This window comes from Streptomyces sp. NPDC048057 (genome assembly GCF_040653095.1).
In the GTDB taxonomy this organism is placed as follows: Bacteria; Actinomycetota; Actinomycetes; order Streptomycetales; family Streptomycetaceae; genus Streptomyces.
In genome coordinates, this window is record NZ_JBEZNF010000012.1 from 175994 (window position 1) to 194352 (window position 18359).

Genomic DNA, 18359 nt, shown 5'->3' on the forward strand with positions numbered 1-18359 from the left:
CGGGCGGGGGGCGCTCGGCGCCGCCGTTCGCCGGGTGGTCGGCACGGAGGCTCGGCGGGACGATGGTGCATGGGGGCTGCCTTCGGGAGGTCGCCATGGCGCAGCGCTCGACGGTGCGGCGGCTGATGCGGGAGTACGGGCGTACGCACGCGGCGGAGGCGGGCGTACGACTGCGGAACACACCGGCGCCGCTGTACCAGTTGCTGACCCTGTGCGTGCTGTTCTCGGTCCGCATCAAGGCCGACATCGCGGTGGCGGCGGCGCGCGAGCTGTTCGCGGCCGGGCTGCGCACGCCGCGGGCGATGGCGGCGGCGTCCTGGCAGAGCCGGGTGGACGCGCTCGGCCGGGCGCACTACCGGCGTTACGACGAGAGCACGGCGACCGCGCTGGGTGCCGGGGCCGCGTTCGTCCTCGACCGGTACGGCGGTGATCTGCGGCGGCTGCGGGAGGCGGCCGACGGGGACCCGGCGCGGCTGCGCGAGCTGTTACGGGAGGTTCCGCGGATCGGGCCGGTGGGGGCGGACATCTTCTGCCGGGAGGCGCAGGGAGTGTGGCCGGAGCTGCGTCCGGCGTTCGACGCCAGGGCGCGACACGCCGCCGGTGAACTCGGGCTGCCGAAGACCCCGCCGGACCTGGCGCGTCTGGTCCCCGGCGACGACCTGCCGAAGCTGGCGGCTGCCCTGGTCCGGGTCGAGCTCTCCCGAGCGGCGGACGGTCCGCGGGGCGGTGTCTGAGTACCGCGCCGCCGACGGGGCACCGTGCGGACGGCGCAGGGGCAGAACCCCAGATCCTCCCCGGAATCCGCAGCACATATACCCCCTACGGGTATTTGACCTCGTCGCTCATGAAGAGCTAACCTCCCGTCAGGACACATACCCCACCGGGGTATTACGAGAGGGGAAGAGTGATGAGCGAGACCAACTGGCACCTCAAGGGCGAGTGGTTCGACGTGTGCAGCTGCTCGATGCCGTGCCCGTGCACCTTCGCGCAGGCCCCGACGAACGGCGCGTGCCGGTTCACGCTCGTGTGGCAGATCCGCGAGGGTCACTTCGGCGACGTGCGCCTGGACGGCCTGGGCATCGTGGCGCTCGGCGAGTTCGCCGGGAACATGTGGGTGGACGACCCCGACGCCACGATGACGGCGATGTTCTACATCGACGCGAAGGGCACGCAGGAGCAGCGCGACGCCCTGGAGGAGATCTTCCGCGGCAACGTCGGCGGCTGGCCGGGCAAGTTCGGTTCGCTGATCACCGAAGTGCGCGACGTGAAGTACGCGCCGATCCGCTTCGACGCGGCCGAGGACCTCGCGTACTGGCGCGCCACGGTCGGCGACAAGGTGAGCGTGGGCGCCACGGCGCTGACCGGCCCGACCGCGGACCCCAACCGCCGGGTGCAGCTGATCAACGCACCGGGTGCGGAGGTGGGCCCCGGCCAGGTGGCGACGTGGGGCGTGGTGAGCGAGGACCGCGCCGAGGGCTTCGACTTCTCCGCCGAGTACCGCGGCGGGTCCAGCAAGCACTTCCCGTTCGACTGGCGCCCGGAGGCGTGACACCGTGACCGCCGCCCTCCGGCAGACCGGCGCACGGCCGGAGGGCGGTTCACGTCCGGCCCGCCCGCGGAGTGCGTCAGCCGGTCAGGCCGCCGGCGAACGGCAGCGTCCGCCAGTGCTCCACGGCCGGCTGCAAGTACTCGGTCAGCACGGGGAGTTGTGGGATGAGCGCCAGACAGGTGACGGCCCGCAGCATCCCGATCGCGTTCACGAACTTCAACATGTCCTCGTCCAGCGGCCTCGCCCCGTGGCGCCGCGCGCCGCGTTCGTACGCCTGGTGGTGCTCGGGCCCGAGGGCGGCCAGGTCCCACTCGACGGGGCCCAGGGTGACCAGCTCGAAGTCGGCGTAGAGGTCGCCGTGCACCCCGGGGAAGATGTTCGCCGGCGGGGAGTCGCCGTGGATCGGCTGGAGGTCGACCCCCGGGAACGCCTCCTCGAACGCGGCGCGCGAGGACACCAGCGGCTCCAGCACCTCCCACTCCCGGCGGGCCCGGTCCAGATCGGCCGCCGGCAGGAGGTCGACCCGCCCGTCGAGCGCGGCCAGGCCGTCGGTGACGAACGGCGGTTCGGCCGCGGCCAGGAACTCCAGCTCGCCCGGGTACGTGCGCAGGGCGGCGTGCAGCGCGGCGGTGCTCTCGGCGTTCGCCACGTAGTCCGGCTCCCGGCTCCGGTCCTCCTCGACGTAACTCCAGAACGTCATCGAGAACCCGTCGCGCTCCACGGGCTCCCGCGGCACGAGCGGGCTGGGCGGGATCACGGGGCAGCCGTGTTCGTCGAGCCACCGGGTCACGTCCAGCTCGGTCCGCTGGCGGCGGGCCTGGAAGGCGACGTCGGCGTGGTCCGGCAGGACGACCGGAACCCGGACGACGACGGGAGCGGGCGCCAGGTGCACGACGACGGAGAACACGTCGTGCAGCACCCGGGCGTCCGTCACCGGAAGGCCGAGATCACGCCCCGCCGAAACCGCTGCACCCACGGCGGCGGAGGTGCGGTCGGCGATCTGCTGCGGTGTCATGAAGTCAGTCACCATACGATCCTTCCACGACGGTCACCACGCCGCAGTCACCCCTGGACCACAAGCGGTGGCTCCGACGGCTAGACGGCCAGTCCGGCGCCGAGCGCGAACGGGACCGCGGACGCCTACCGCGTCCACCGTCGGTCCGGGGTGCGTCGCCCGCTGGTCGTCGACGGGCGCCGGACCGTGGGGATCCTGACCGTTGACGACATGCTCGTGGACGTCTTCCCGCGCATGGCCGACCTGCTCAGCGGTCCCATCGCCGACAGCGTGCCCGCCGAGTACGCGGACCCGCGGAGTGCGCGACGGAACACCCTGCGGGAGGGCCCCGGCGGCCGAGCCGGGTGGGCGGGCCGCCCGTCGGTTCGTGCTCGATGCGGTGGCCGTCACTACGCCTGCGGTGTCGAGGCGCTGGCGATGCGACGGCCCGAGACGCGGCGTGGCACGATCTCCAGCCACAGGGAGCGGTCACCGCCGGCCCACGACAGGTCGTCGGCGTGCCCTTCCAGGGCGTGGACGAGGTCGGGGTCGGTGACGCCTTGCGCGTCACCCACGACGAGGACGCTCCATCCGCTGCTGAAGGCGTCGTCGATGCGGTCCACTTCGAAGGCGACCTCCGTGTCCACCGCTGCCGCCGGCACCGTGCCGGGAGCCGTTCGGAAGACGATGCGGTCGCCGGAGACCACGTAGTTCACCGGGACGACGGCGGGCCCCTCCGACGTGGTGACGGCGATCCTCCCCACGCCGCCCGTTGCGAGCAGTTCGCGGCACTCCTCCTCGTCGAGGGTGCGGAGTTCGGCGTCGCGGAGCGCGCTGCCCCGGCCCGGCGCTCGTTCCGCGGCCGAGCCGGTGAGTTCGGGGACGGTGGTCCGCAGGGCCTCGGCGAGCCGCAGCAACATGCCGATGCCCGGCGCGGCGGAGGCGCGCTCCTCGACGTAGGCGATGTAGGCGGGGGCGGCGCCGCTGCGCTCGGCGACCTCCTGCCAGGTCATGCCCAGGGCCTCCCTGCGGGCGGTGACGCGGCGGCCTATGTCGCTGCGTGGGTGCGGTTTGCTGGTGGAGGGCATGTCGGTCACCTCCGGTCGTCTTCGGTGGGCAGGACCGCGTCGTGCGCGGTGCCCGTGGTCAGCACCACCTTCAGCGCGCCCGTTTCGGCGGGGCGGGAGAAGACGTCGTACGCCTCCGCCATCCGGGACAGGGCGAATCGGTGGGTGAGGAGCCCCGCGGTCGGGAGCTTGCCCTCTTCGACCAGCTTGAGCAGGAGGGGGGTGGAGTAGGTGTCGACCAGCCCGGTGGTGATGGTGACGTCCTTGATCCAGAGGTCTTCGAGGTGGAGGGGGGCCGGTTGGCCGTGCACCCCGACGTTGGCGACCCGCCCGCCGGGGCGGACCATGCGCGTGCACAGGTCGAACGTCTCGGGCAGGCCGACGGCTTCCACCGCCACGTCCGCGCCGAGCCCGTCGGTGAGGTCCGCGACGAGGTGTTCGGGTTCCTCGGCCGCGCTCACCGTGGCGTCGGCTCCGACGGCGCGGGCGGCATCGAGCCGCGCGGCGGCCAGGTCGGTGACGATGATGCGACCGGGGGTGTAGAGCAGGGCGGTGGCGATGACGGCGAGCCCGACGGGGCCGGCACCGACCACGGCGACGGTGTCGCCCGGGCGGACCTTGCCGTTCACCACGCCCACCTCGTACGCGGTGGGGAAGATGTCGGCGAGCAGGACGGCGTCGGTGCTCGCGACGGTGTTCGACAGCGGGTGCAGGGAGAGGTCGGCGAAGGGCACCCGCACGTACTCGGCCTGGGTGCCGTCGATCAGGTGTCCCAGCACCCAGCCGCCTCCGCCGAGGCACTGCCCGTACTGCTTGCCGCGGCAGTACCGACAGCGTCCGCACGGCGTCACGCAGGAGACGAGCACCCGGTCCCCCGGTCGTACGGACCGGACGTCGGAGCCCGTCTCCACCACCTCGCCCACGGCCTCGTGTCCGAGGACGGTGCCCGGGGTGACCTCCGGGACGTCGCCCTTGACGATGTGGAGGTCGGTGCCGCAGATCGACACGGCGTCCACGCGCACGACCGCGTCCGCGGCGTCCTGGATGCCGGGGTCCGGGACGTCTCGCCAGGCGATCTGCCCCTGCCCCTCGTACACGAGCCCCTTCATGTCCGTCGCCTCGCTCCCCGGGTCCTCGGCTGGGTCCCGTCCCCCTCAGCGTCGTGCAGACGCGGACGCGGACGCTTGGGCCGGACAGGCCCGGTACGGGGACCGATCGGCCCTTACCGGCGGGGTGCGGGAGGAGGGACCGTGGAGCCAGGGGACGCACGCTTCCGGGAAGGAGCACGCCATGGTCCACGGTCGGTACACCGTCGGTGACGCGTGGACCTGGAGTGTTCTCGCTCGGGACGCCGCCGCGCACCCGGCGTTGCCGACGTCCTGAGCCCCACCCGTCAGCAGAAGGAGGTGGCGGTCGTGGTCGACGCGTCGAAGGCGCATCCGCACGCCGGACGGGCGTGGCGGTGGCGGCGGAACCCGCTGCGCCGCCGTTCTGACGTGGTGGACGCCTGGATCGGACTGCTGCTGGCCCTCCTCCTGTTCGTCGGGGCGCCGCTCGCCGGAGCGCTGACCGGCTGGGCGGTCCACGCACGGGAAGCTGCGGAGGCCGACCGGCTGCGCGCCTCGTCCCACTCCGTCCAGGCCGTCGTCACCGAGCAGCTCCCCCGCGCGGGGACGGACTCCCAGCAGCTCGGCGGTGCGGTGCTGCTGCCCGCGACGGTGCGCTGGACGACGGCCGACGGGACCCGTACGGGGGTGGCGAAGGTGCCCGCCGGGACCGAGCGGGGCGGCTCGGTGCAGATCCGGATCGACGACCGGGGGAAGGTCGTGCCGCCGGTGCGCAGCGATGCCGTCATCACCGCGGACGCCATCGAGACCGGATCGGTGGTCACGGCGGGAACGTTCCTCGTCGTGGCCGGAGTACGGCTGACGGCGAACGCGCTGAGCACCCGCCACCACCTCGTCGAGTGGGAGCGGGACTGGGTGAAGACCGCGCCCGAGTGGACGGTGCACGGGCGCTGATCGCCCGCCCCGCGACCACGGTTCAGGAGTGCGAGACCACCGCGACCGGCGCGGTCACGTGGTGGAGCACGCCGTAGGTGACCGAACCGACGCGGCCACCGAGCGGCGATCGCCTGATGCGGCGGCCCACGACGACCAGGGCGGCGTCGTGGTCGCGCGCGGCGTCCGCGAGCAGGTCCTCGGGCCGACCGCGTCGGGAGTCCTCGGTCACCTCGACGTCCGGGTGCGTGTCGCGCCACGGCCTGACGGCCTCCCCGAGGTGCGTCGCCTCCTTCTCGGTGAGGTCGGCGGTCAGGGAGGAGTCCGAGGGCATGCCGTAACCGAAGTACGGCGGAAGGCTCCACGCGTGGACGATCCACAGCCCGGTGCGGCGCCTTCGGGCCTCGTCGAAGGCGAACTCCAGCAGGGCGTCCGCCGTGGTGTCGAGGCCGAGGAGGACGGGCCCGCGGGGATCGGGCGGCACATGACCGTGTTCCGGGGCGCGGACGAAGACGACGGGGCGGTCCGTCTGGGCGAGGACCGCCTGCCCGACCGCCCCCACGAGGAACCGTCCGACGCCGCTGAGGCCCCGGGACCCCAGGACCAGCAGTTCGGACTCCGCAGCGGCCTCGGGCAGGACTTCCCTGGGCCAGCCGACGAGCTGATCGGCGGTGACGTCGAGCCCCGGGTGGCGTCCGCGCAGTTCCTCCTGTGCACGGCGGGGGATCCGTTCGGCCCAGTGCCGCTGCCCGTCGCGATCGGCCATCGACTGCGGAACGACGCCGTCGGGCGCCCAGACGTTCACCAGCCGCAGGGGCGCCTCCCGCAGTTCGGCTTCCCGAGCGCCCCACTCGGCAGCCGCCAGGCTCTCCCTCGATCCGTCGAGGCCGACGGTGACGGCGCGGACCATCGCATGCACCTCCCGTGCCGGGGTGGGTCTTGGCTCTCCTCGTCCTCGCTCTCCTCCAGGATGTGCGCGACACCGCGGCCCCGCGACTGCCGGACCCCCGCCCGGGCCCGACCGCTCCCGGGCGTACGTCGCGGCCCCGTGCCCGCGGCGCGATGCTGAGGGGACACGGGGTGAAGGAGGCGCATGTCCCAGGGCAGTGGCGACCGGGCACGGGGCGGCGTCCTTTCCGTCGTGGCTCCGGGAGCGGCCGTCCTGCTGGGGTACCGGCGCGCTTGGCTGCGTGGCGACCTGCTCGCCGGGCTCGCGGTGGCCGCCTATCTGGTGCCGCAGGTCATGGCGTACGCGGGCGTGGCGGGACTGCCGCCGGTGGCCGGGCTGTGGGCGTCGCTGCCCGCGCTGGTGCTGTACGCGGTCCTCGGCACGTCACGGTTGCTCTCCGTGGGGCCGGAGTCGACCACGGCGCTGATGACGGCCGCCGTGATCGCCCCGCTCGCCGCCGGGAGCAGCGACCGCTACGCGGCGCTGGCCGCCGGGCTGGCGCTGGCGGTAGGACTGCTGTGCCTCGTGGCCTGGGCCGTCCGGCTGGGGTTCGTCGCCGATCTGCTGTCCCGGCCGGTGCTGGTGGGCTATCTGACCGGGATCGCACTGATCATGATCGTCGACCAGTTGCCCAAGGTGACGGGGGTTTCGACCAGCGGTGAGGGGTTCTTCCCGCAGCTCGCGTCGTTCGTCCAGGGGCTGCCGGGCCTCCAGCCCGCCACGACCGCGCTGAGCGTGGGCGCGCTCGTCTTCCTGTTCGTCGCGGCCCGGTTCGTCCCCGTACTGCCGGCCCCGCTCCTGGTGGTCGTGGTCGCCACGGCGGCGGTCGTGGTCTTCGCCCTGGAGGAGCACGGCATCGCCGTGGTCGGAGAGGTGGCGGCGGGGCTGCCCCGGCCGCAGCTGCCGTCCGTGGCCGACCTGCCCGAGTTGGTGCTGCCCGCGGTCGGAGTGCTGCTGGTGGGGTACACGGACGTGATCCTCACCGGGCGCGCCTTCGCGGGACGCGCGGGCGGCGAGCGACCCGACGCCAACCGGGAACTGATCGCCCTCGGCGCGACGAACGTCGGCGCGGCGCTGCTGCGCGGCTTCCCGGTGAGCAGCAGCGCCAGCCGTACGGCGTCGCCGATGCGTCGGGGGCGCGGACCCAGGCGTATTCGCTGGTGACCGGTGTCGTGGTGCTCTCGGTGCTGCTGTTCCTCGGGCCCGCCCTCGCGCTCGTTCCCGTGACGGTGCTGGGTGTGCTCGTGATCTACGCGGCGGTGCGGCTCGTGGACCTGGCGGGGTTCAGCCGGCTGGCCTCCTTCCGGCGCCGTGAGTTCGCCCTGGCTCTGGCGTGTCTGATCGGGGTCCTCGCACTGGGCATCCTGTACGGGGTGCTGGTGGCCGTGGGGCTGTCGGTGGCGGAGCTGCTGGCACGGGTGGCGCGCCCGCACGACGCGGTGGAGGGCCTGGTGCCGGGCCTCGCAGGCATGCACGACGTCGACGACTATCCGCAGGCCGAGACCGTGCCCGGGCTGCTCGTCTACCGGTACGACTCGCCCTTGTTCTTCGCCAATGCGGAGGACTTCAGACGGCGTGCGTTGGCGGCCGTCGCCGAACAGGAGGAGCGCGGGGACCGGGTCGAGTGGTTCCTGCTGAACGCGGAGGCCAACGTGGAGGTCGACATCACCGCGCTGGACTCGCTCGCTTCGCTGCGCGCCGAGTTGGCCCGGCGGGGCGTCGTGTTCGCCATGGCCCGGGTCAAGCAGGACCTGCGCGATCAGCTCGACGCGTACGGCCTCACCGACGTGGTCGACCCCGATCTCGTCTTCCCCACGTTGCCGACGGCGGTGGCCGCGTACCGCAGGTACCTGAGTGCGCGGGGCCACGGGGCCGACTGACCGGCCGGGGCGGGTCCCGTCGTACGGGCGGTGGAAGGCACCGTCGGCATCCGGCTGGAGCCGTGGCGACCGGTGCCCGCGGGCTGGTGACCGGTGCCTGCGGAGCTTGGGCCCGTTCGGCCCGTTCCGTGCCCCCGGGCAGCGGGCATGATCGGGAACACACCGAGACCGCCAGGGGACGAGATGCCCGACGACACCGAAGCGCCTGACGCACCCGTCCGGGTGTTCCTCGTCGACGACCACGAGGTCGTGCGCCGCGGGCTGCGGGACCTCTTCGACGCCGAGGCGGACATCGAGGTCGTCGGGGAGGCGCGGGACGCGGCGCAGGCGCTGGCGCGGGGGCCCGCGCTCCGCCCCGACGTGACCGTCCTCGACGTGCGGCTGCCCGACGGCGACGGGGTCACCGTCTGCCGCGAACTGCGATCGCGCGTGCCGGACCTCGCCTGCCTGATGTTGACCTCGTTCGACGACGAGGACGCACTGTTGGACGCCATCATGGCGGGCGCCGCCGGGTACGTCCTCAAGCAGATCAACGGATCCGACCTGGTGGCGGCCGTGCGCACGGTGGCGAGCGGCCAGTCGATGCTCGATCCGGCGACCACCTCGCGGCTGATCGGCTCCCTACGGGAGGACCAGGAGCCGGCCCCGCCCCGGGAGGGGAAGTTGGCCGCGCTCACCGACCGGGAACGCGCCGTGCTGCGTCTGGTCGAGGAGGGGCTGACGAACCGGGAGATCGGCAAGGAGCTGTACCTGTCGGAGAAGACGGTCAAGAACCACATCTCCCGTCTGCTGGCGAAGCTGGGGGTGGAACGGCGGGTGCAGGCCGCCGTGATCGCCGCGCACGACGACGAGGCACAGTGACGCCGACGTCGTACGACGCTTTTCGGGGCGTCATTCCGGCATCGGGTGGGTCAGCGGAACCTGCCAGGTCAGCGAGGTCCCGCGCGTGTCGCCCGGCGTCACGTCCAAGCTCCCGCCGAGCCCCGCGGCCCGTTCCGCGAGGTTCCGCAGTCCGCTGCGCCGACGGTGCTCGGCCGGCCCGATCCCGACGCCGTCGTCCGTGATCCGCACCGTCAACGTGCCCCGGGCAGCCTCCAGGGCGACCTCCGCACGGGTGGCGCCGGCGTGCCGGGCCACATTGGTCAGCCCCTCCCCCACCACGGCGACGACGTGGTCCGCGACGGCTGGCGGCACGTCGGTCTCCACCAGCCCTTCCATGCGCAGGGCGGGGGTGAAGCCGAGGGCGGGCACGGCCTTCTCCACGGCGCGCACGGCCCGGGTCCTGAGCCCGGGCACTCCCGTGGCGGGCTCGCGTTCCCGGAGCCCGAACACCGTCGAACGGATGATCTTGATGGTGTCGTCGAGGTCGTCGATGGCCCTGGTCAGGCGCTCGGTTCCGGCTGGCTGGGTCACATAGCGCCGAGTGCTCTGGAGGGTCATTCCCGTGGCGAACAGCCGTTGGATCGCCAGGTCGTGGAGGTCCCGGGCGATCCGGTCCCGGTCGGCGAGCAGGGCCATCCGCTCGGCGTCGCGCCGCCGGTCGGCGAGTTCCAGTGCGAGTGCGGCCTGCCCGGCGAACCCCGACAGCGGCGCCGTCTCGGCCGCCGTGAACGGGGCGGCGCCGGCCCTCCGGGCAAGGATGAGAACACCCCGTACCGACGTGCCGGTGCCCACCGGGACCGCGACGGCCGGGCCGAACCCCTTCCACCGCCCGGGATCGACGGTGATCCGGCCGTCCTCCGCGACGTCGACCGAGGTCACCGGTCCGTGGGAGCGCAGGGCCTCCCCCGCGAGCGAACCGGGCCCCGGCGGCACTCTCCCGCGGTGGGCCTCGGCCCGATCCCCCTGCGCCACGGCGCCCCGCAGGCCGCCGCCGGTCTCCACCAGTTGGACGACGCCGAGATCGGCGCGGGTGATCGCGCGCGCCCGCTCCAGCATCATGTCCAGCACCCGGGTCTCGGAGGCGCCCGACAGCAGGGCGCTGGTGACCTCGGCGCTCACCGCGAGCCAGCGCTCCCGGAAGCGGACCTCCTCGAAGAGGCGCGCGTTCTCGATCGCGATGCCCGCCGCGACCGCCAGGGTGGCGAGCACCGCCTCGTCCTCGGCGTCGAACTCCGCGTCGCCGCGCTTCTGCGTCAGGTAGAGGTTGCCGAACACCTCGTCACGCACCCGGATGGGCACTCCCAGGAAGGAGTGCATCGGCGGGTGGTGCGGGGGGAAGCCGGCGGAGGCGGGGTGCTCGGAGAGTTCGGCGAGGCGGAGCGGTTCCGGGTGCCTGATCAGCTCACCGAGCAGTCCGTGGCCCGACGGCAGGGCCCCGATCTCCGCGCGCTGCCGCGGGCCGATCCCCACCGGCAGGAACTCCGACAGCTGCGCGTCCTCGCCGATCACGCCGAGCGCTCCGTAATCGGCGTCCACGAGGACGACCGCGGCCTTGACGATCCCGTGCAGCACCTGCGGAAGGTCGAGCTCCCGGCCCACCGCGAGCACGGCTTCCAGCAGACCGTTCAACCGGTCCCGCGTGCCCCGCACCTCGTCGATGCGCGACTGGAGTTCGTCCAGCAGTTCGTCGAGCCGCAGCCGGGGGACCCGACCGGGGGTGTTGCCGTCCCCTGCCATGAGCCCTCCGGGAAGGTGCCGCGGTCTGGAAAGCGGGTCGCCCTCCACGGTAGGTCGCCCGCGCGTCCCCTGCTCGCGGCGGCGAGGTGCCGAGGGCTTCGCCCCGCTCGCCACCGCCTGCTCCGGCCTGCGGGGGCCGCGCGCCCCGCGTAACGTCGAACCGGGAACGCAGCCGCCCCGGGGCGTACCCCGGGACCGCGAGGAGGAACGGGATGCTTCAGAGGCTCGGCGGCGCACCCGCCGGCGTTGACGCGCTGACAGCGGTGGGGGTCGTTTCCCGGAGTGACTACGAGACGGTCATCGAGCCCTTGGTCGACTCGGCCCGCGCCGAAGGCCGCAGGATCCGGATCCTGTGCGAGTTCGGCCCGGCGTTCCGGTCGTTCGCTCCGGGAGCCGTCTGGGAGGACCTCAAGGTCGGCACCCGCTCCATGCGGTTGTTCGAAGGCTGCGCGATCGTCAGCGACATCGGTTGGATCCGGGAGGCGACGCGGCTCACCAGATTCCTGATGCCCTGTCCGGTGCGTGCGTACGACGGCCACGAACGCGAGGAAGCACTCCGCTGGCTGGCCTCGCTCCCCGAGGGTCCCGGCGTGTCCCACCGGATCCTGCCGGACTCCGGCGTGCTCCTGGTGACGTTCGACAGCCCCTTGCGGACCCAGGACTTCGACGCCCTGGCCCTGACCGTCGACTCCTGGCTCGACGCCCACGAGGAACTGGCGGGCGTCGTGATCCACGCCCGGGACTTCCCCGGCTGGGAGAACGTCGGCGGTCTGCTGAGCCATGTGCGCTTCGTCCGCGACCACCACAAGAGGATCGGGAGGATCGCCCTGGCGGCGGACGTCAGGCTCGCCGACCTCATGCCCCACTTGGCGAACCACTTCATCCAGGCCGAGGTGCGGCACTTCGGGTACGACGAGCTGGACGACGCCACCGCCTGGGCCGCAGCCGCCCCACGCCGGTGACCGGCGAGTCCGGGCACGGCCCCGGCGGTGGCGGACGGGTCAGCCGGTGGGTTCGTCGGGCGTCGGGTGCTCGGGGTGGACGGTGGCGGTGCGGCGCCCGCCCTCCGGGCCGCTGCCGGCCTCGTCCGTGTCCGGCAGTTCGTCGTCCTCCGGGCGGCGGGCGGGTTCGTCGACCGCCCAGGGGTCCTCGTCATCGTCCGTCGCCTGCTGGTTCTGCGGATCCCTGGGCAGCGGCTCCTCCTGTTCAGCCCGCTCCTTGCGTTCGGTCATCGTTCATCGCCTTCCCACGTTCGCTGTCGTGTCCGTGTCCGTGTCCGTGTCCGTGTCCGTGTCCGGGGCGGCGGGCAGCCCCACCCTGGGTTCGGCGACCAGGCCGCCCCACACCCCGTTGAGCTGGCGCGTGGCACGTGCCCAGTCAGCGCACTCGGCCGCCACCCGGCAGCACGCGCACACCTCCCGCGCCTGCGCGACCTGCTCGGCACCCGGGCCGAGGTCGCTGATGGGGAAGAACAGGTCCGGGTCGGCCGTGTCCGTGCAGGCGGCCCCGTACTGCCACGCCATCGCGTCCCGGCCACGGTCCTGAGCGAACTTCGTTCCGGGGTTCATCCTCATGTCCGCCCCTCCGGCCGCCTTCCGCCGCGGTCCGGGCGCACCCGCGCCATCACGTAGCCGCTGTGCGGTCGGGTCGGGATGCGGTGCAGCGGAATCGACAGGTCCTGATCGGGTACGTCGTGGGGCAGCCGGGCCAGCCGCGGTGCCAGGGCGGCCAGCAGCGCGACGGTGACGTCCTCGCCCGGGCACCGGTGCCCCGTCTCCGGATCGCCGCCGCCCTGGGGAATGAGGTCGTCGTGCACCGCCGTCGCTCCCCGCCCGGTGAACCGCCCCGGTTCGAAGACGTACGGCTCCGGCCACAGTTCGGGGTCGTGGTGGTGGCCGTACACGTCGAGGAGGACCACGCTGCCGCGCGGCACCGGCACGTCCTCCCACCGGGTGTCCGTCGCCGCGAGTCCGCCGACGAACGGCGCGAACGGATAGAAGCGGCGGACCTCCTGGGCGAAGGCCAGGGCGTACTCCGCACCCTCCGCGAGGCGGGCGCGGTGCTCGGGCCAGCGGTGCAGGGCGTGGGCGGCGAAGGTGAGGAACCAGGCGACCGCGACGGTCGGGCGCAGGAGGTTCAGCAGCTCCACGGCACCGGTGTGCGGGTCGAGTTGTTCCCCGTCGGCATCTCGGTGTGCCGCCACCGCCTGCACCACGGTGGACTGGCCGGACGGGGCGCCGGCGTACCGGACTTCCTCGACCAGCGGGGCGAGCCGTTCCTCCTGCCGTTTCCTCGCCCACCTCGCCCGCAGGTGCCGCGGCCCCACGGCGGCGAAACCGTCCACCATGGCGACCAGGTCCCGTGCCGTGCCGGCGGCCTCGGCGTCGTCGTCGGGGAGCGGGACGCCGGCCCAGCCGTGCACGGCGCGGGTCAGGATCCGGGCGGCCTCGTCGAAGAACACCACCTGCTCGTGCTCCGGCCAGCGCGCCTCGGCCCGGTCCCACTCCTCCTCGGCGCGCTCGACGAGGGCGGCGATACGCTGTTCGTCCTTCAGGACCGCGGTGAACAGGGCCTTGCGCGCACTGTGCCGTTCGCCGTCGAGGGTGTGCACGGCACCCTGGCCGAAGAGGGTGTCCAGGACGGGGCCGGGCAGGGCGCCCTCGCGCCGTACGTGCCGTTCGTCGTAGAAGAACTCCACTGCCGCCGACCCGTGCAGCGCGACCCCCCGCCGGCCGGCCAGCCGCACGGGGACGGCTGGGGCGCCGCCGGCCCGTCGTCGCAGGTCGGGAAGCCAGCCGTATCCCTTGACCAGGAGTGCGGCGGTGCTGTCGAACACCGGGGTCTGGGTGCGGGGGGTCGTCTCGTGTGTCGTCGTCATGGGATCCGAGTGCCACGATCCGTGGATCCCACACCTCGCCCCGAACGGCGTTCGTGCCCCGCCCTCACGGGTGGCTTCCCCCCGCCGTACGGCCCCGCCGCGAACTCCTCACCGAGGCAGTGACCGCCGTCCGCCGGCTGCGGGCGGACGCCGTCGCCGCAGGCCCTGGGGTCGCCGCCCGATGCGCCACCGGCTTGGGTGACGGCCCGTTCGCCACCGACGACGACCGCGAAGGCGTCATGAGGTGTCCGTCAGTCCCAGGTGTCGGGCCAGTGTGCTGCGTCCGGTGTCGGTGAGCTGAACGGCGCGGGTGGTACCGACGCGGGTCACCCAGTGCGCTGCGAACGCGTGGTGGCAGATCGCGGCTCCCACGGCGCCTGCCAGGTGAGGGCGGCGCTCGGTCCAGTCCTGGCACGCGCGGACGGCCGGGCGGCGTGCACCGGGGGTCAGCGCGGGGTTCGGGATGCCCAGCTCGCCGAGCCAGGCCGCGCCGGCGGGGGTGAGGGTGAGGCCGTGCGTCCAGTCGAGCAGTCCGTGCTCGGTCATCGCGTCCGTGATGGCGACGCCGAGCGCGCCGGCCAGGTGGTCGTAACAGGTGCGGGCCCGGGCGAGGGCGCGGTTGCGGCCCGCGGCGGAAAGGGTGGCCGGTGCCGGTGCCGCCGCCGTCACCGTCGTCTCAGCCAGGCCGGCCAGGTGCTCGATCAGCTCGGCCACTTCTGGACCGGCCAGCCGGACGTACCGGTGACGGCCCTGCCGCACCTGATCCAGCAGACCGGCGCCGACCAGGGCGTTGAGGTGCTCGGTGGCGGTCGAGCGGGCGACTCCCGCATGTCTGGCGAGTTCGCCCGCCGTCCAGGCCCGGCCGTCGAGCAGCGTGAGGCAGAAGTGCGCGCGGGTGCGGTCAGCGAGCAGCGCGGCGATGCCGGCGAGGCCCCGTCCGTCGTCGCTGAGCGCCCTGCTCCCGCCCGGGCCGGTCTTGTCCACACCGTGCATCCTGGCACATGAACCGTTCGGCACTGACCGAACCATCAGCCTCGTACGGTCGCCGCATGGAAACTGCACCTCACCGGTCCGCGGAGACCGGAAGCCATCTGACCATCACCCCGAGCATCCTCTACTTCGGCACGCCCGTCGTGCTGCTGACCACCGAGAACCCCGACGGCACGTTCAACCTCGCGCCGATGTCATCGGCCTGGGCCCTCGGGCACGTCGTGGTCCTCGGGCTGGGTCCGGACGGCCAGACCGGCGCGAACCTGTCGTCCCGGCCGGACCTGGTCATCAACCTGCCCCAGCCCTCGCAGTGGCCCGCCGTCGAACGGCTCGGCGGGCTCACCGGACGGCCGTCGGTGCCCGGACACGACCCGCGCCGGCCCCGCTACGAGCCGGACAAGTTCACGGCGTCCGGTCTGCGGGCGCAGCAATCCCAGGTGGTGCGCCCGCCGCGAGTGGCCGAGTGCCCGATCCAACTGGAGGCCCGGGCCTCCAAGGTGGAGACCGGAACCGACGGGGACTTCCTGATCGTCGAGGCCCGCGTGCTCAAGGTGCACGCCGCCCCGCAGCTGGTGATCCCGGGAACCCAGCACATCGAACCGGCGGCGTGGAGCCCGCTGATCTACAACTTCCGGCACTACTTCGGACTCGGACCCGAACTCGGCCACAGCCACGTCTCCGAAACCCCGCGGGCGCACGAGGCCGCGGCCGTCTAGAGCGCGTACGTACCCGTCCACGAAAGCCCCCGCTCAGCGCACTCCTCCCGTCCCTTGTCACACCGGCCACAGGGACGGTAGGAAACCGGAGTGACTGAACAAGGGAAGCTCACCCGTGCCCTCATAGGGTTCTCGGCTGTCGTCATCGCCGTCTGCGCCGTCGTCGTGACGGTCAAGGTGGTCGGAACCCACCCGCAACGTCCGCTGCTGGACCAGGAAGCCGTGGAGCGGCAGGCGTCGGCCGCCGTGCGAGCGGGAAAGATGTCCAGAGACAACGTGTTCTGCCCGACGGCGATCGAGGCCAGGAAGGGCAACAAGTTCGAGTGCGACGTCTATGTGGCCCCCGGTGAGTCGGAAACCGTCAAAGCCGAAGTCGTTGATGACCAAGGCGGAATCAGCATGTCCAAGTTGTAGGGACATGCACGTGCCCACCGGGAAGAGCTCCGACCGGAAATGTGGTCCGGTCGGCGTCTCCGGTGGGCACGGCGGCCCTGGGTGGGTCGCGTCAGGGAGGCCAGGTCGGCAAGGGCCTGACCGCCTCGCCTTCCGTCCCGTCGGCCTGTCAGTCGGTGGAGAGTGCTTCCAGCAGTTGGCCCACCTCGGGTAGCTCCACTTCGTCGACGGGGCCGATCAGCACCAGCCACAGCCCGAGCAGCCCCAGCCACCACACCAGCAGGTGGCTGACGCCCCGTAGCCTGCCCGGAAGTTCAACCTTGCTCATCGCCCGGAACACCCCCGGTCTGCAACGGGCACCATCGGTCACCGGCATGGAACTACGCGACCGCCGCGTCCGGGCGCCGCCGACGCACCGCAGTGGTTACTCCGTTTCCCCACCGTCCCCGGCACGGAGCCGGGCCCTTGGGGGGCGACGGTGCACTTCGGGTCATCGGCGAGGCGCTGCCGTTGCGCTGTCGGGCCGGGCGGCCGCGCGGTCAGTGGGACCTACCACCGTCCCTGGGCACGTCGTCGGGGCGCTGTGGCTGTTCGTCCGGGCGGGGAGGGCGGCTCCTCCTCCGGCGCTTGCGGATGCCCAACTGGACCATGCCGATGAGGAGGGCGACCACGACCACTCCGGCGAGCAGCGGGCCCACCGCGGCGACGCCGTCCAAGGCCGTGGAAAGGGTCTGCGCGGTCTGTGTCGTCATGCACGGGCGAGTACCCCGCGATCACACCCTTCATATGTGGTGATGGGCCGTCGGGTGCCTGGACGGCGGGGTCGGTGCGGAAGTCGATGGCGAAGGGACGGTCGGCAGCCAGGGTGCGGTCCCAGGCGCCTTCGACCTCCTGGGCGCTCTCCACGCGGACTCCGTCCAGGCCGACGCTCCGGGCGATCTGCGCGTACGGCAGGTCCGGAATGGCTTGCGACTCCTCGAACTGGGGCGCACCGGACAGGGCGCACATCTCCCAGGTGACCTGGTTCAGGTCGCCGTTGTTGAGGACGGCGACGACCAACGCGGGATCGTGCCACTCGCGCCAGTACTTGGCGGCGGTCACGAGTTCCATCATGCCGTTCATCTGCATGGCGCAGGAGCGGCAGCAGCCTGCGCAGGGACTCGCGCGCGTCGCCGACCAGGTTGACCTCGAAGGGGTAGCGCAAACCGATCATGTAGGGGTCGATGTCGATCTGCACGGCGCGTGCCTGGTCCAGCTCCGGCAGGAACTGCGTGGTGGGGAAGCTGGAGCCGACCACCAGGAGCGTGTCGCACTCCTGCATCAGTTCGTACGACGGGCGGGTGCCGAGCTGGCCGATCGAGCCGGTGGCGTACGGCAGGTCGTCGGGGAGCGCGTCCTTGCCGAGCAGCGCCTTCGCGACGCCCGCCCCCACGCCGCCAACAGGCCGTTGATCCCGTCACCCGGATGGGCGAAGACGTACTCCACCTTCCATTCGCGCAAGCGACGGAGGACGTAGTCGGAGACCTTCGCCGTGACCATGGAACCTGCCCTTCGGTCTCGCCCCGTCCAAGGGCCGCGCGGCTGCGGCCCGCCTTCGTCCCCGGGTATCCCGCCCCGGGGCGAGGAAACGTCCGGTGTCGGCGTGCGACCGCCGAGCCGACCGCGCGTCGGCAAGGGGCCGGTGTGACGGTGGGGTCCCGGGGCCCGGCAGGGTGTCCGATCGAGCAGATCGACGAGAAGGCCCAGAAGCAGGCCGGGCCAGCTGGCGAGAAGCTCGTTCCCCCAAGGTCATGCGTCGGGGGATCGCCCCGGCCCTTCCAGCATCCCCGGCCTTCTCCTCGGCATGGGTCTACCGTGGTACTCAGGGGGACGTCACGAGGGAGCAGTCATGATCATCCTTGGATTGATCCTGCTGATCGTGGGCCTGATCGTCGGCCTGAACATCCTGTGGACGATCGGCATCGTGCTCATCGCCGTCGGTGTCCTGCTCTGGGTGCTCGGCGCATTGGGCCACGCCGTGGGCGGCCGACGACATTACTGGTAGTCGGGCGGAAACGCGCGAGACGGGTGTGGTGCAAGCAGGTTCACGCTCGGACCCCGCCCACTTCAACGCCGCCTCCAGGACCGTCCACAAGGACGACGCGCGGGAGGCGTTCGCGTGCGGCCCCGACCCGAACGTCCATCTCCAACGCGCCGAGCGCTACCTCGCCGCGGGCTTCGGCCACCTGGCCCTCCTCAACGCGGGCCCCGATCCCGGCGCCTCACGTCCAGAAGCCCTCTGGAGCCGGCCCGTGCTGTTCCCCGCCGCCCGGCCCCGGGGTCCG

General features: G+C 72.7%; 19 protein-coding genes and 2 pseudogenes. 9 read left to right on the forward strand and 12 right to left on the reverse strand.

What is annotated here, in order from left to right; all coding sequences use genetic code 11:
• Positions 1 to 95: 95 nt before the first annotated feature.
• Together AB0E05_RS16425 and AB0E05_RS16430 are read left to right on the forward strand one after the other, a co-directional pair.
• Complete coding sequence (locus tag AB0E05_RS16425; RefSeq protein ID WP_361963778.1) at positions 96 to 734, forward strand: endonuclease; 639 nt, start codon at positions 96 to 98, stop codon at positions 732 to 734.
• Positions 735 to 907: 173 nt separating this feature from the next.
• On the forward strand, positions 908 to 1549 hold the full coding sequence (locus AB0E05_RS16430; RefSeq protein WP_361963780.1) for a DUF1326 domain-containing protein: 642 nt from the start codon (positions 908 to 910) through the stop codon (positions 1547 to 1549).
• A gap of 76 nt (positions 1550 to 1625) precedes the next feature.
• Here AB0E05_RS16430 and AB0E05_RS16435 read toward each other — a convergent pair whose 3' ends face one another.
• From AB0E05_RS16435 to AB0E05_RS16445, 3 genes are all read right to left on the reverse strand, one after another.
• The gene (locus AB0E05_RS16435; protein ID WP_361963882.1) at positions 1626 to 2576 is read right to left on the reverse strand and encodes an aminoglycoside phosphotransferase family protein; all 951 of its coding nucleotides are present in this window, start codon (positions 2574 to 2576) and stop codon (positions 1626 to 1628) included.
• A 377-nt stretch (positions 2577 to 2953) separates the two neighbouring features.
• The gene (locus AB0E05_RS16440; RefSeq protein WP_361963782.1) at positions 2954 to 3631 is read right to left on the reverse strand and encodes a pyridoxamine 5'-phosphate oxidase family protein; all 678 of its coding nucleotides are present in this window, start codon (positions 3629 to 3631) and stop codon (positions 2954 to 2956) included.
• A gap of 5 nt (positions 3632 to 3636) precedes the next feature.
• Positions 3637 to 4719: an alcohol dehydrogenase catalytic domain-containing protein gene (locus AB0E05_RS16445; RefSeq protein ID WP_361963784.1), complete on the reverse strand. Its 1083-nt coding sequence runs from the start codon at positions 4717 to 4719 to the stop codon at positions 3637 to 3639.
• 306 nt (positions 4720 to 5025) lie between these two features.
• On the opposite strand from AB0E05_RS16445, the gene AB0E05_RS16450 reads away from it, so the two are divergent.
• Positions 5026 to 5631, forward strand: a complete 606-nt coding sequence (locus tag AB0E05_RS16450) for a hypothetical protein (RefSeq protein WP_361963786.1) — start codon at positions 5026 to 5028, stop codon at positions 5629 to 5631.
• A gap of 22 nt (positions 5632 to 5653) precedes the next feature.
• On the opposite strand, the gene AB0E05_RS16455 is transcribed toward AB0E05_RS16450, so the two are convergent.
• Positions 5654 to 6520 carry a universal stress protein gene (locus AB0E05_RS16455; protein WP_361963788.1) on the reverse strand — a complete coding sequence of 289 codons (867 nt, stop codon included), beginning with the start codon at positions 6518 to 6520 and terminating at the stop codon, positions 5654 to 5656.
• A 183-nt stretch (positions 6521 to 6703) separates the two neighbouring features.
• On the opposite strand from AB0E05_RS16455, the pseudogene sulP reads away from it, so the two are divergent.
• Positions 6704 to 8439 (forward strand): annotated as a pseudogene (sulP, locus tag AB0E05_RS16460) (sulfate permease).
• 183 nt (positions 8440 to 8622) lie between these two features.
• On the forward strand, positions 8623 to 9300 hold the full coding sequence (locus AB0E05_RS16465) for a response regulator transcription factor (protein WP_361963790.1): 678 nt from the start codon (positions 8623 to 8625) through the stop codon (positions 9298 to 9300).
• A 30-nt stretch (positions 9301 to 9330) separates the two neighbouring features.
• Here the strand turns inward: AB0E05_RS16465 and AB0E05_RS16470 are convergent, their stop codons facing one another.
• The gene (locus AB0E05_RS16470; RefSeq protein ID WP_361963792.1) at positions 9331 to 11058 is read right to left on the reverse strand and encodes a GAF domain-containing protein; all 1728 of its coding nucleotides are present in this window, start codon (positions 11056 to 11058) and stop codon (positions 9331 to 9333) included.
• Positions 11059 to 11270: 212 nt separating this feature from the next.
• Here AB0E05_RS16470 and AB0E05_RS16475 point away from each other — a divergent pair, with 212 nt between their 5' ends.
• Positions 11271 to 12020, forward strand: coding sequence for an STAS/SEC14 domain-containing protein (locus tag AB0E05_RS16475; RefSeq protein ID WP_361963794.1), 750 nt, complete (start codon positions 11271 to 11273; stop codon positions 12018 to 12020).
• A gap of 39 nt (positions 12021 to 12059) precedes the next feature.
• On the opposite strand, the gene AB0E05_RS16480 is transcribed toward AB0E05_RS16475, so the two are convergent.
• The 4 genes from AB0E05_RS16480 to AB0E05_RS16495 form a co-directional block, all read right to left on the reverse strand.
• A complete protein-coding gene (locus AB0E05_RS16480) occupies positions 12060 to 12290 on the reverse strand; it encodes a hypothetical protein (protein WP_361963796.1) in 231 nt (76 codons plus the stop codon).
• 3 nt (positions 12291 to 12293) lie between these two features.
• Positions 12294 to 12632 carry a WhiB family transcriptional regulator gene (locus tag AB0E05_RS16485; protein ID WP_361963798.1) on the reverse strand — a complete coding sequence of 113 codons (339 nt, stop codon included), beginning with the start codon at positions 12630 to 12632 and terminating at the stop codon, positions 12294 to 12296.
• Entirely contained in the window at positions 12629 to 13936 is a 1308-nt protein-coding gene (locus tag AB0E05_RS16490; protein ID WP_361963801.1) for a cytochrome P450, read from the reverse strand. The genes AB0E05_RS16485 and AB0E05_RS16490 overlap by 4 nt, the downstream gene beginning before the upstream one ends.
• Before the next feature lie 237 nt (positions 13937 to 14173).
• Positions 14174 to 14920, reverse strand: a complete 747-nt coding sequence (locus AB0E05_RS16495) for a helix-turn-helix domain-containing protein (RefSeq protein ID WP_361963803.1) — start codon at positions 14918 to 14920, stop codon at positions 14174 to 14176.
• A 65-nt stretch (positions 14921 to 14985) separates the two neighbouring features.
• Here AB0E05_RS16495 and AB0E05_RS16500 point away from each other — a divergent pair, with 65 nt between their 5' ends.
• Positions 14986 to 15642 (forward strand): flavin reductase family protein, encoded by a 657-nt coding sequence (locus AB0E05_RS16500; protein ID WP_361963806.1) that lies wholly within the window; start codon positions 14986 to 14988, stop codon positions 15640 to 15642.
• A 90-nt stretch (positions 15643 to 15732) separates the two neighbouring features.
• Entirely contained in the window at positions 15733 to 16056 is a 324-nt protein-coding gene (locus AB0E05_RS16505; RefSeq protein ID WP_361963808.1) for a DUF4333 domain-containing protein, read from the forward strand.
• Between the two features lie 148 nt (positions 16057 to 16204).
• On the opposite strand, the gene AB0E05_RS16510 is transcribed toward AB0E05_RS16505, so the two are convergent.
• From AB0E05_RS16510 to AB0E05_RS16520, 3 genes and pseudogenes are all read right to left on the reverse strand, one after another.
• Entirely contained in the window at positions 16205 to 16363 is a 159-nt protein-coding gene (locus AB0E05_RS16510; protein ID WP_361963810.1) for a hypothetical protein, read from the reverse strand.
• Between the two features lie 211 nt (positions 16364 to 16574).
• Entirely contained in the window at positions 16575 to 16787 is a 213-nt protein-coding gene (locus AB0E05_RS16515) for a DUF6479 family protein (protein WP_361963812.1), read from the reverse strand.
• Positions 16788 to 16848: 61 nt separating this feature from the next.
• A pseudogene (locus AB0E05_RS16520) lies at positions 16849 to 17467 on the reverse strand (thiamine pyrophosphate-dependent enzyme); the annotation flags it as partial.
• Between the two features lie 456 nt (positions 17468 to 17923).
• Between AB0E05_RS16520 and AB0E05_RS16525 the strand changes: the two are divergent.
• Positions 17924 to 18079: a DUF6131 family protein gene (locus tag AB0E05_RS16525; protein WP_361963815.1), complete on the forward strand. Its 156-nt coding sequence runs from the start codon at positions 17924 to 17926 to the stop codon at positions 18077 to 18079.
• Positions 18080 to 18359 lie beyond the last annotated feature (280 nt).

What these genes read in the sequence shown, in the direction of transcription:
- AB0E05_RS16425 (WP_361963778.1), top strand. Translation starts at nt 96, where the DNA reads ATGGCGCAGCGCTCGACGGTGCGGCGGCTGATGCGGGAGTACGGGCGT.
- AB0E05_RS16430 (WP_361963780.1), top strand. Translation starts at nt 908, where the DNA reads ATGAGCGAGACCAACTGGCACCTCAAGGGCGAGTGGTTCGACGTGTGC.
- AB0E05_RS16440 (WP_361963782.1), bottom strand. Translation starts at nt 3,631, where the DNA reads ATGCCCTCCACCAGCAAACCGCACCCACGCAGCGACATAGGCCGCCGC.
- AB0E05_RS16445 (WP_361963784.1), bottom strand. Translation starts at nt 4,719, where the DNA reads ATGAAGGGGCTCGTGTACGAGGGGCAGGGGCAGATCGCCTGGCGAGAC.
- AB0E05_RS16455 (WP_361963788.1), bottom strand. Translation starts at nt 6,520, where the DNA reads ATGGTCCGCGCCGTCACCGTCGGCCTCGACGGATCGAGGGAGAGCCTG.
- AB0E05_RS16465 (WP_361963790.1), top strand. Translation starts at nt 8,623, where the DNA reads ATGCCCGACGACACCGAAGCGCCTGACGCACCCGTCCGGGTGTTCCTC.
- AB0E05_RS16470 (WP_361963792.1), bottom strand. Translation starts at nt 11,058, where the DNA reads ATGGCAGGGGACGGCAACACCCCCGGTCGGGTCCCCCGGCTGCGGCTC.
- AB0E05_RS16475 (WP_361963794.1), top strand. Translation starts at nt 11,271, where the DNA reads ATGCTTCAGAGGCTCGGCGGCGCACCCGCCGGCGTTGACGCGCTGACA.
- AB0E05_RS16480 (WP_361963796.1), bottom strand. Translation starts at nt 12,290, where the DNA reads ATGACCGAACGCAAGGAGCGGGCTGAACAGGAGGAGCCGCTGCCCAGG.
- AB0E05_RS16485 (WP_361963798.1), bottom strand. Translation starts at nt 12,632, where the DNA reads ATGAGGATGAACCCCGGAACGAAGTTCGCTCAGGACCGTGGCCGGGAC.
- AB0E05_RS16490 (WP_361963801.1), bottom strand. Translation starts at nt 13,936, where the DNA reads ATGACGACGACACACGAGACGACCCCCCGCACCCAGACCCCGGTGTTC.
- AB0E05_RS16500 (WP_361963806.1), top strand. Translation starts at nt 14,986, where the DNA reads ATGGAAACTGCACCTCACCGGTCCGCGGAGACCGGAAGCCATCTGACC.
- AB0E05_RS16510 (WP_361963810.1), bottom strand. Translation starts at nt 16,363, where the DNA reads ATGAGCAAGGTTGAACTTCCGGGCAGGCTACGGGGCGTCAGCCACCTG.
- AB0E05_RS16515 (WP_361963812.1), bottom strand. Translation starts at nt 16,787, where the DNA reads ATGACGACACAGACCGCGCAGACCCTTTCCACGGCCTTGGACGGCGTC.
- AB0E05_RS16525 (WP_361963815.1), top strand. Translation starts at nt 17,924, where the DNA reads ATGATCATCCTTGGATTGATCCTGCTGATCGTGGGCCTGATCGTCGGC.